Genomic DNA, 11005 nt, shown 5'->3' with positions numbered 1-11005 from the left:
CCACGGCCCGGCGGCCCGTTCCTGCCCTGCGCACATGTGGCGGGAGGCAGCCGCGAGTCGGTCGGCCTGCGGTCCGATTCCCTGTAGTAAGGCCCGACCTCGTCGGAGGCCATCAGTCATGAGGCGACTACTCAGTGTATTGGACGCTGCGTTCCGCGCGTATGGACAGCCCCGGCGCCCATCGACGGTCACCGCTGCCCGGCCGCCTTCAGGAAGGACGTTCCCTGTGAACCTCAGCAACCCCGTCGGTGCCCACCGGCCGCGTGTCCGGCGCACCGCGGTCACCGCGTGCCTTATGCCGGCCGTCCTGCGCCACCGATGGTTCCAGCGCCACCGCCCGCACGGGCCCCGGGCGCTGGCGCTGGAACGTGCCGGTACTGGTCTGGCTTCAGGCCGCCGCCAACGCCCCCATGCAGCGGGCCCGTTACAGCGGAACCCTGAGCGTCGACGGTGAGCGGCAACCACTCGACGTGGTCATCACCGAGGGGAAGCAGGGCCTGTTCGGCGTCGTCCGTGAGGACGCCCCCAACAACAGCGGCGCGCTGGTGTCCGACGTGGTGCCGGGCAGCCCTGCCGACAAGGCCGGGATCCGGCCCGGTGACGTCATCGTCTCCTTCGACGGCAGGGTCATCACCAATGCCAGGGAGCAGAGTGCCGCCCGTGTCGGAGTGTTGCGCGCGGGAGCCGTCGTCCCCGTCACCTACCGCAGGCCCGACGGCGGCGTCAGAACCGCCGAAGTCACCCTGGTCGACGCCCTTTGAAATTCTTCGAGGTGGATGCCCGGTTCCCCGAGGCCGCCAAGATGGAAAGCCCGTGGGCGGAGGCGAACAAGCCTCTGAGGGTGCGGAAGCTTACAACCGGCTGAAGTCCTGTTCGGCCTCCGAGGTCGCCTCGGTGATCGAGGGCGTGTCGCGGCGGTACACCGACACGCACGGCGCCTTGAGCGTCGGGTTCGCCTTCGCGTACATGCTGGACTTCAAGCTGAGGCTGAAGAACATCGGCTCGGCGAAGCCGTACCGGCCGACGGCCGGCAAGGACAAGAACTGGCCCCACCTGGCGCCGACGCTGTCCACCAAGACGATCAACTGGGACCTGATCCGCCAGCAGTACGACCAGATCGTGAAGGACGCCACCGCCCTGCACGCTGGGCATCGCCGAGGCCGAGAGGTCCTGCGCCGCCCCACCCGCGGCGTACCGGATGGTCAGCACGTCGGCGATCTGTGCCGGAGACCACTTCCGTGTCAATTCTGTCCGTGTTGCTGCGTGGGATGCGCGGCCCGGACAGCCGCCCGGCCTCCGCTCAGCCCTTCCGGTCGCTCAGGACGCAGAACTCGTTGCCCTCCGGGTCGAGGAGGGTCACCCAGTGCTGCTCCTCCTGCCCGGTGCTGGCGCGCTGGGCACCGAGCGAGAGCAGCCGGGCGACCTCGGCCTCCTGGTCGTCAGGGCGGAAGTCGGGGTGGAGCCGGTTCTTCGACGTCTTGCCCTCGGGGACGGGCACGAAGAGCAGCCCCGGCATCCGGTCCGGCTCAGGCCGGATCTCGATGATCTCCTCGGATTCGTCGACCACCACCCAGCCGAGAGCCTCTGCCCACCAGCGCCCGAGAGCGACGGGGTCGGCGGAGTCGACGATGATCTGTTCCCATTCCAGTGCCATGGGCCTGAGCATAGACAGGACCGGCGGCCGTCCCTCCGTGAAGGAGCGGGCCGGCTCGTGTACTCCTGTGAGAACCAGGTGGAGCACGGGCCGTCCGGAGACTCGGCAACCGCGGCGTCCGACCGTTCCGGTTATGGCCTCCGAGGATCTGGGACGGCCGTGTCGCGGGGCCTTGGGAAGACGCGGACGAATCTTCGTCAGCTCCCGGAGATGGTGCCTCTCCACTTCCAGCCTTGGTTTCGGGCCGACATGGACACGTCAGTACCTGGAGGCCCGCGTAGCGGACTGATGACGTCAGGTCGCGACGCCTATGGAGCCGGTTCCGGGGGAGTGGCGGGGGCGCGGAGTTCCGCTGTCACCGCGCGTTCCCTGAGCTGGGCGGCCTCCAGGCGCAGAGCCTCCATCTGCTCCCGCAGGTCGGAAAGCCTCACCTGCTCCATGGCCAGTTGCATGAGCGCCCTGTCCCGCTCCGCCTGTGCCTCGGCGATCCGCGCGGCGGCGCGTTCCTCCGCCTCCGTGACCTTCGCCATGGCCCGTTCCTCCGCCTCGGTGACCTGGCGCGCCGCCCGTTTGTCCGCCTGGGCCGACTGCCGGTCGGCGCGGGCCGCCTGCGCCCGGGCCTCGGCGGCTTCGGCCAGCGCCTGTGCCCGGCCCTGAGCCTCGGCGTCCGCCCGGGCCTGGGCCCTGTCCCGTTCGGCTTCGGCCGCTCTGGCCTGGGCCTCGGAGGCGACGGCGGCCCGCTCGGCCTCCGCCCTCGCCCGCTGCGCGGCCTTCGCCGCCCGTTCCGCCTGGTCACGCTCGGCGCGGGCCTGTTCCGCCTGCTCTCGTTCCTGTACGGCCAGCGCCTGGGCCTGCTCGGCGGCGGTCTCGGCCGTCTCGATCCGCTCGGCCGTCTCCCTCAACGTGGCGTCCCTGGCCGCCTCGGCGTGGTCGGCCCGTCGTCTGGCCTCCTGTTCGGCGTGCTTGGCGAGCCGTTCGGTGGCCGCTGCCTCGTGCAGGGCGGCCAGCGCCTGTTCCCTGGCGGTCTCGGCGTCGGCCAGGGCGATGTCCCGTTCGGCGTTCGCCTCCTCGACCTGGCGGGCCATGGTGTCCCGCTCCCGGCGGGCGTGTCCGGTGGCCTCGCGGGCCAGCCGTACCTGCTCGAAGGCCTGTTCCCGCTCGGTGCGCGCGATCGCCACCCGGGTGTGGGCCTCGGCCTGCACCGCGCTCAGCTTCGCCTCGACCCCGGCGGGACTCAGCTCGTCGGCCAGGATCTGCGCCAGCGGCGCGATCGCCGCCGCCATGCCCTTCTCCATCCGCTCGTAGAACTCCTCCGCGCGGGCGAGCGCGCCCTCAAGGCCGGGGGTCGCGCGTTTCAGCTCCCGTTCGCGCTTGGCCGCCGCCTGGCAGTCACCCTGCGGGCAGTAGGCCTTGGGCCGTCCTCTTCCCTGGCGCTGCTCGATCGGCATCCCACAGTGCTTGCACGGCGTCACCGCGCCGGCTCTCTCGCTCACCCCTCCAGGCTAGCATTTTCTGTTTTCCAGAAATTCAAAATCAATAATCACGCTTCGTTGTGTTGGCGGCACAGATCGCCTACTACCGGGAATGACAATTCCCGCAAGTAGGCGGATCGGAGGTCTTCTGCGGCGTGGATTGTCCGTTTGTGCGAATCCGCACGAGGTGTCAGTGCGCAGCTCAGAGGCCTTTTTGAAGGCTCGGTGGCCGCCTGGCGCCCTCACCGCACCGCTGCGTCCCAGAGGACGGATGAGAAAGTGTCACGGAGCCTGAGGCCCTGCAGGACTGTGGGGCCTCGCGGATCGTGACCAACGACGCCTCGGTGACCCGCGACGTCTCATTGATGGCCAGCCCCCTGGGAGTGCTTCCGGCTCAGAGACGTGACACGTTCCTCAGCCCACAAACGAATGGCCATGCCCCGACCTTCGATGTCTCGCCGACAGCCAGACCGTGCTCGTGGCCAATGAGAATTGGCCACGAGCGGTGAAGCCCTATAGGCCCTCCGCTCGGGTCCGCGCGATGAGCCCCAAAGTAACTATGGGTGACATTGCAAATTCGATTCGTAGTAGTCACGACTAGGTGATACCGGTCAGTAGCGACCTGGTTACAAAACATGGTTCTCCCGGATCTTCTGTGCGGATCGGGAGAAGGGCCCGCGATGCGGCGTGAGTGGGAGTTAGAGGACCTCATCGAGTGCTGGACGCTGGATGAGGCCGAGCTGGAGCTGCTGGGCAACAAGACCGGGGCGACCCGGCTCGGGTTCGCGCTGCTGCTGAAGTTCTTCGAGCTAGAGGCGCGTTTCCCCCGGCGTGAGGACGTGCCCAGGGCCGCGGTGGAGTTCATGGCCGGTCAGGTGAAGGTCGACGCCGCGCTGTTCGCCGGTTACCAGTGGTCGGGCAGCACGATCGAGTACCACCGGGCGCAGATCCGGGACTTCCACGGCTTCCGGACGCCAACGGTGGCCGACGAAGACAAGCTGATCTTCTGGCTGGCCGACCAGATCTGCCCGGTGGAGGTCTCCCGGGACCGGCTGCGGGCGGCGTTGCGGGGGTCAGAGAGATTTGGAACGGAATCCGGCGTTAACGGGGTTCCCCCACTGGTCAACGAGCCGAGCGTTTCCCCTGCCTTCGAACGCTGCGGCGCCGGATTCCGTTCGGTTTCACAGCGCGACATTGATCTACCTACTGCTACGATAGGTAGCACTTAGTAACGATTGCATTGCTCTGATGACACTGTGTCTGTTGAGTCATACGTTGCGTGCATGCCAGTCGACTTCCTGAGCGACTCAGAAGCGGCGAAGTACGGCCGTTACGACGGTCCGCCCTCCCGGGGCGAGATGGAGAAGATCTTCTTCCTCGACAACGAGGACATGGCCCTGATCAAGGGGCATCGCGGCCGGCACATCCGGTGCGGTTTCGCTCTGCAGCTCGTGACCGTTCGCTACCTGGGGTGCTTTCTGGCTGACCCGCTGGAGGTGCCGAACGAGGTCCTGGACGTCGTCGCCGGCCAGCTGGGGATCGAGGATCCGTCCTGCGTGAAGCGCTACACCGAGCGGGACAAGACGCGGCTGGAACACACCTGGGAGATCGCCAAGGCGTTCGGGCTGAAAGACTTCGCCTCGGCCGAGACCGAGCTTGCGGGCAAGGTGCGGGCGCACGCGTGGAACACCGGCGACGGCCCGACCGCGTGCTTCCAGTACGCGGTGCGCTGGCTGCGCCAGAACGACGTGCTGCTGCCCGGGATCAGCACGCTGACCCGGCTGGTGGCACGCGAGAGGGAACGCGCCACGAGGGAATTGCACGACACCCTGGCCGCGCTGCTCAGCGCGCCGCAGCGGGCGGTGCTGGACCTGCTGCTGGCGGTGCCGCCGGGTAAGAAGGTCTCGGATCTGGAGCGCTGGCGGACCGGTCCGTCGAAGGCGTCCGGACCGCAGATCGTCAAGTCGCTGGATCTGGTGGCCGAGATCGGCGGCACCGGGCTCGGCCGGCTGGAGCTGGACGCCGCGGTGCCGCAGCGGCGGCTGGACGAGCTGGCCCGCTACGGCCTGACCGCGCACTCCTCCCAGCTGAAGAAGCATCCCGCCTCGCGGCGCCTGGCCACACTGCTGGCCACCGCGCAGCGGCTGGAGACCAAGACCATCGACGACACCCTGGAGCTGCTCGACCTGCTCATGGCCACCGAGCTGCTCGGCAAGGCGCAGCGGGAGGCCGACAAGCAGAAGGTCGTCAAGCATCCGCGGCTGGCCAAGGCCTCGGCCTGGCTGGCCCAGGCGGTGGAGGTGCTGCTGGAGGCCGAGACGTGGAGCGAGGACGTGCGGCTGTTCGAGGTGTGGGAGATGATCGACGCGGTCGTGCCCCGCGCGCAGTTGCGCTCGGCGGTGGCCACCGTGACCGGGCTGGTGCCGCCGCCGGACGCCGAGGACGACGGCGGCTGGCGGGCGGAGATGGCGAGCAAGTACGCCACCGTGTCCGGGTTCGTGAAGCTGATGACCGCGGTGATCGCGTTCGAGGCCAACGCCGAGGGCCGGCAGGTGCTGGCCGCCATGCAGCGCCTGCCGGACGCGCTGGCCTACCGCTCGCGCCACCATCCGGTCACGGTGCTGCCGCTGCGGCTGATCGACCCGCTGGTGGTGACCGGCCCGTGGAAGCGGCTGGTGTTCGGCCATCCGGCCCGCACGGACGGCCTGGTCGACCGCAACGCGTACGTGTTCTGCGTGCTGGAGCAGTTCCACCGCCACCTCAAACGCCGCGAGATCCACGCGCCCGCCTCCAGCCGGTGGCGCGACCCGGACGCCCAGCTGCTCAAGGGCGCGGCCTGGGCGGCGGTCAAGGACAGCGTGCTGACCGACCTGGGCCTGCCCGAAGACCCCGCCGGGCTGCTGGCCGAGCACGCCGAGCGGCTGGATCGCGCCTACCGGGTGGTGCGGGCCGGGCTGGCCGCCAACACCTCCGTCACCATCGACGACGACGGCAAGATCCACGTCGCGAGCGTGAAGGCGATCGATGAGCCGCCGTCGCTGATCGACCTGCGCAAGCGGGTGGAGGCGATGATGCCGCGGGTGGACATCTCCGAGGCGGTCGTGGAGGTGCTGGGCTGGTGCCCGAAGTTCATGGAGGCCTTCACCTCGATCGCCGGCACCGGAGCGCACCTGGACGACCTGGACATCTCGGTGGCGGCGTGCCTGACCGCTCAGGCGCTGAACATCACCTACGGGCCGATCGCGGTCAAGGGCGTGTCCGCGCTGGAGCGGCACCGGCTCGGCTACGTTGATCACACCTACCTGCGCGCCGACAACTACGGCGCGGCCAACCCGCACCTGATCGCCAAGCAGGCCGGGATCGGTTTCGCCCAGGCGCTGGGCGGCGGCCTGGTCGCGGCCATCGACGGCATGCGGTTCGTCGTCCCGGTGCCGTCGGCATATGCTCGCCCGAATAAGAAGTATTTCGGGCCGAAGCGCGGCATCACCTGGCTGAATATGATCAATGATCAGGCGTTCGGGATCGCGTCGAAAATCGTGTCGGGCACCGACCGGGATTGCCTGCACGCGCTGGATGTCATTTTCGGCTCGGGTGAGGGCCGCCGGGCCGATGTGATTGTCACCGATACCGGATCGTACAGCGATCTGGTCTTCGGGCTCGCGCATCTGCTGGACAAGGAATACCGGCCGGCGCTGGCCGATCTGCCCGATCAGAAGCTGTGGCGCGTCCAGGCCGATGCCGACTACGGGGCGCTGAACGCGCTGGCGCGCGGGCGGCTGGACCTGGGCAAGGTCGCCCGGTGGTGGCCGGACATCCTGCGCCTGGTCGGCTCCATCTACACCAGCGCCGTCAACCCCTACGACGTGGTGCGGATGCTGCAGCGCGACGGCCGGCCGACCGCGATGGGCGAGGCCATCAATACCTACGGCCGGATTTTCAAGAGTCTGCATGTGCTGGCGCTGATCGATGACGAGGGCATGCGGCGCGGCATCAAGGGCATCCGAAACCTTCAGGAAGGCCGCCACGATCTGGCGCAGAAAGTCTTCCACGGCCGTAAAAGTCAGGTGTTCCAGCGCTACTACGAAGGGATGGAGGACCAATTAGGAGCTTTGGGCATTGTCTTGAACTGCCTGGTGCTGTGGAACACGGTCTACATTGACGACGCCTTGCGCCAGCTGCGGGCGCAGGGATATCCGGTGCTGGATGACGACGTGGCCCGGCTCAGTCCGTTCATCAGGCGGCACATCAACGTGCACGGCCGGTATTCCTTTCAACGTCCGCAGCTGGGTGGCGGGCGGCGGGCCTTGCGTGATCCTGACGCCGACGACACCGACGATGAGGATTGACGGGCGCTGCGGAGGCGAACGGCCTGCCCCGGAGCGTGCGGGCGGGCATCATCCGGGGGTGGGCTGCACCGCGTGATCACGATGCTGTTCCTCGGCCTGCAGGAGGGTATAGGGGCTGTCGGTGAAGATCGGGTAGTAGCGGTAGGTGGGAAACAACTCGACCTGACCTTCGGCGACCTGGTCGAGCTTCCTGACCCTGCGCACGATGGGCTCGGTGCGGTTTCAGTGAGGCCGCGCCGGGGCCAGCTGATCACGGGGGCGCTCCGCGTCTGTGCTGGTGGTGCATGAGCAGCGTTGGCATCGAGCTCCTGCCGGAGCCGGCGGATGACCAGAGCGACTATCAACACCGGGCGTCGGCCGCCGAGCAGGCCAGCGCCCTTCTCAGCAAGGCCTCCGCCGACCTGATCCTCTCCCGGGAGCCACGAATGGAAATTGACCAGTGGGCGTTTGCCCACTAATAATGGGCGCTCGGTCACTCTATCGCTGTAACGAAGGGAGAGCGTCTCCATGGAGACTTCAGACATGACGGATGTCGTCATCGTCGGCGCAGGGCCGGTGGGGCTCACGCTGGCATGCGACCTCGCCCGCCGCGACCTCCGCGTGCGGATCATCGATCGTGCCACCGCGTATCCAGTCGGAACGCGGGCCCGTGGCATCCGGGCCCGCACGCAAGAGGTGTTCGAGGACATCGGCGTGCTCGGCCGCCTGGCTGAACACGCCGAGCCACCTCTTCCCACGCGCTTCTACGATGCGCAGGGGAACGTGGTGCGCGAGGCGGTGATGTACGACGCTCCCCCGGTACCAGGTGCGCCCTACCCGGGCAGCCTCATGGTGGGGCAGCAGTTCACCGAGGCGGCCCTGTGCGAGAAGCTGGCATCGTTCGGCACCCGGGTGGAACTCGGCGGCGAACTGGTCGAACTTTCACAGGAGCGCGACCAGGTCACGGCATCCGTCCGATTTGACGGGCAACACCAGAACATCCGGGCGCGCTACCTCATCGGATGCGACGGCGGCGGCAGCACCGTGCGTAAGCAGGTCGGGATCGACTTCATCGGGGAGACGTGGGAGCAGCAGCGGATGCTGTTCGGCAACCTTCGCGTCGACGGACTGGACGCCTCGGTCGCGCACATGTGGGCCAACGGCTCCGGCGGCGGCATGCTGACCCTGGCCCCGATGCCGAGGAGCGGAACCTGGTTCTTCACCGCGCCGCTGCCGCCGGCCGACGGCCAGGGGCCCTCCTCGGTCTCGGTGGAGACCTTCGCCGACATCTTCTCGCAGCGAGTCGGGATGTCCGGGGTGCGCTTCCACGATGCGGTCTACCTTTCGGTGTACCAAGTCAACATCCGCATGGTGGACCGGTATCGGGATGGCCGCGTCTTCCTGGCGGGAGACGCGGCCCACGTGCACACGCCTGCGGGCGGCCAGGGCATGAACACGGGCGTTCAAGACGCCTACAACCTCGGCTGGAAGCTCGCGCACGTCCTGCGCGGAGCACCCGAACAGCTGCTGGACACATATGAGGAGGAGCGTCTGCCGATCGCCGAGCATGTGCTGGCCTCGACCACCGCTCGGGGCAGATTCTGGAGCAGCGGCGACTCCGCACGCGTGTCGGAGCGCATTGTCGGCGCATTCCGAGGTCAGGACCCGTTCAGCGATGTCAGCCAGCTGAGCATCACCTACCGAGGCAGCAGCCTGGGCCGCGACTTGGATGAAGGGATCGGCATCCGTGCCGGCGATCGCGCTCCGGACGCCCACTGCATCGAGCCGGCGAGCGATGAGCAGGTGAGGCTGTTCGATCTGTTCCGCGGCACGCACTTCACGCTGCTCGTCTTCGGTCTCAAGCCCGCACCCCAGGTGAGCGAGGGCCGACTCGGCGATGTGCACACGCACCGCATTCTTCCCCCGGGACTCCCCTACAGCGACAGCGAAAGCGTGCTCATCGACTCAGCGGGAAAGGCGCACGATCTCTATGGGGTCGACGGCGACGGTCTCGTGCTGATCCGCCCTGACGGCTACGTCGCCCTCGCGGGAGGCCACTGGGATGACCAATCCGTGGCCGACTACCTCGAACGCGTGACTGGCGATCGAGCGCACGGCTTCGAACGTGGGCGGCAGGCTCTGGGAACTCCGTCCTGATGCGTGGTGTGGCCGCGACCGCGAGGTCTGCGTCGACCACGTCGCGGGCGGGTTGATGCCACACAATCACGTGATCGATCGACTCCCGCACTTCGTGCGTTTCGGGACCGCACCCGCCCGGCTGAGACCAAGATCGCCATGAGTCCTGTGGCGTTCCTGCAGCAGACGTGAGCCGAGCGGAGGGTGCGGTGGCGGTAGAGTGACCATGCGCCCACGCCGAATAGGCACACGCCCATTCGTCAATTGCTCGCAGGAGGACTCATGCCGACGGGTGTAGCCCTACGCGATGCACGGGCACGGCTGTTCGCCGCCGCCGAGCGGATCCTGATGCGCGACGGCGCCGGCGGGCTGACCAGTCGCGCCGTGACGGAGGAGGCAGGGGTCGCCAAAGGAGTGCTGCACCGTCACTTCGCGGACTTCGACGACTTCCTGGCCGGGCTCGTCCGCGACCGCATCGCCCGGCTCGAGGCAGAGACCGACGAGCTGACCGAGGCGGCCGGCTCGGCCACGCTGGTCTCCAACCTGGCTGAGGCTCTGACCCGGATCTTCACGCCGGTGAACCTTGGCCTGGTGGGCATCGTGATCGCCCGTGACGATCTGCGGTCCCGATTGCGCACGACGACCCCGCACGGCATCCCCATCCTCACCGAAGCCGGCACCGGCCTCGCGGCCTACCTGGATGCTGAGCGCCGCGTCGGTCGTGTCACGGCGCACACGGATGCCCGCACGCTTGCCCTTACCCTGATCGGCACCGGTCACCTGCTGTTCGCCGGAGAACTCGGCGCGCTGCCCGACACCTCGGCCGTCCGGGAGATCGTCGAGGCGATCACCGTCGGTGCGGAGCCAGGAATTCGTCCCTGACTGATGCTCAACGAACTCTGGGGTTATTCTCACCGTTGGCGGGAATCGCCCTCTGAAACGCTCAGTCAGTACAGCCGCTCGTTACGAGGTTCCTAGCTGGCTTCGAGAACGAAGAACAAGAAGCACAGGAACCTCGTGCGGGTGGGCTCGAACACGTGGAGCTCCTTCCGACGAAGAGGGCCTGGCCGCGCCGACCCTGCTGGCGGACCTGCGCGACTGGCTGGCCGACGTCGAGCCCGACCTGATCGCCACCGCTCGCGACGCCGGCGTCACTTGGGGTGCCTGTAAGAAACGTGTCAGTACTGAGCCCCAAACGGTGTTGATCTTGCAGATCGCCGAGGCGGTAGACGTCTGAGATCAGGATGCCGTCTGATCGCGGCGTCGGCGTGCGGCGCGGATCTCGACGTCGTGACCTTGTTGAGAAGGCCCGCCGCTCGCCGGGTAGCCCCGGCGCATTGCTGCACCGAGGCCCCCTCAGAAGGCCTCGCTGTAGTCCTGGGGAAATTTCCAACGGATTTGCCTGACCTGCGACGATG

The 11005-nt window shown here is 67.9% G+C and carries 9 protein-coding genes and 1 pseudogene; 7 read left to right on the top strand and 3 right to left on the bottom strand.

Features of this window, described 5'->3' with window-relative positions; translation table 11 throughout:
* The first annotated feature begins 368 nt into the window (after window positions 1–368).
* A complete protein-coding gene (locus ACIBVQ_RS31610; protein ID WP_399181929.1) occupies window positions 369–761 on the top strand; it encodes a PDZ domain-containing protein in 393 nt (130 codons plus the stop codon).
* A pseudogene (locus ACIBVQ_RS31605) lies at window positions 652–1119 on the top strand (Tn3 family transposase); the annotation flags it as partial. The gene ACIBVQ_RS31610 and the pseudogene ACIBVQ_RS31605, both read left to right, overlap by 110 nt.
* A 181-nt stretch (window positions 1120–1300) precedes the next feature.
* On the opposite strand, the gene ACIBVQ_RS31600 reads toward ACIBVQ_RS31605, so the two are convergent.
* Both ACIBVQ_RS31600 and ACIBVQ_RS31595 read right to left on the bottom strand, forming a co-directional pair.
* Window positions 1301–1654: a VOC family protein gene (locus ACIBVQ_RS31600; RefSeq protein WP_399181927.1), complete on the bottom strand. Its 354-nt coding sequence runs from the start codon at window positions 1652–1654 to the stop codon at window positions 1301–1303.
* Window positions 1655–1962: 308 nt separating this feature from the next.
* Entirely contained in the window at window positions 1963–3147 is a 1185-nt protein-coding gene (locus ACIBVQ_RS31595) for a hypothetical protein (protein ID WP_399181925.1), read from the bottom strand.
* A 659-nt stretch (window positions 3148–3806) separates the two neighbouring features.
* Here ACIBVQ_RS31595 and ACIBVQ_RS31590 point away from each other — a divergent pair.
* Window positions 3807–4355, top strand: coding sequence for a DUF4158 domain-containing protein (locus tag ACIBVQ_RS31590; protein ID WP_399181923.1), 549 nt, complete (start codon window positions 3807–3809; stop codon window positions 4353–4355).
* 54 nt (window positions 4356–4409) lie between these two features.
* Window positions 4410–7472, top strand: a complete 3063-nt coding sequence (locus ACIBVQ_RS31585; RefSeq protein ID WP_399181921.1) for a Tn3 family transposase — start codon at window positions 4410–4412, stop codon at window positions 7470–7472.
* 48 nt (window positions 7473–7520) lie between these two features.
* On the opposite strand, the gene ACIBVQ_RS31580 is transcribed toward ACIBVQ_RS31585, so the two are convergent.
* Window positions 7521–7676 carry a hypothetical protein gene (locus ACIBVQ_RS31580; RefSeq protein ID WP_399181919.1) on the bottom strand — a complete coding sequence of 52 codons (156 nt, stop codon included), beginning with the start codon at window positions 7674–7676 and terminating at the stop codon, window positions 7521–7523.
* An 80-nt stretch (window positions 7677–7756) separates the two neighbouring features.
* Between ACIBVQ_RS31580 and ACIBVQ_RS31575 the strand changes: the two genes are divergently transcribed.
* The 3 genes from ACIBVQ_RS31575 (at window position 7757) to ACIBVQ_RS31565 (ending at window position 10469) form a co-directional block, all read left to right on the top strand.
* A complete protein-coding gene (locus ACIBVQ_RS31575) occupies window positions 7757–7930 on the top strand; it encodes a hypothetical protein (protein WP_399181917.1) in 174 nt (57 codons plus the stop codon).
* Between the two features lie 64 nt (window positions 7931–7994).
* Window positions 7995–9608 carry an FAD-dependent monooxygenase gene (locus ACIBVQ_RS31570; RefSeq protein WP_399181915.1) on the top strand — a complete coding sequence of 538 codons (1614 nt, stop codon included), beginning with the start codon at window positions 7995–7997 and terminating at the stop codon, window positions 9606–9608.
* 261 nt (window positions 9609–9869) lie between these two features.
* Complete coding sequence (locus ACIBVQ_RS31565) at window positions 9870–10469, top strand: TetR/AcrR family transcriptional regulator (protein WP_399181913.1); 600 nt, start codon at window positions 9870–9872, stop codon at window positions 10467–10469.
* Window positions 10470–11005: the final 536 nt, after the last annotated feature.

Origin of the sequence: Streptosporangium sp. NPDC049376 (genome assembly GCF_044466505.1) — a bacterium.
Taxonomy (GTDB): domain Bacteria; phylum Actinomycetota; class Actinomycetes; order Streptosporangiales; family Streptosporangiaceae; genus Streptosporangium.
This window is presented reverse-complemented; position numbering and strand designations above follow the sequence as displayed.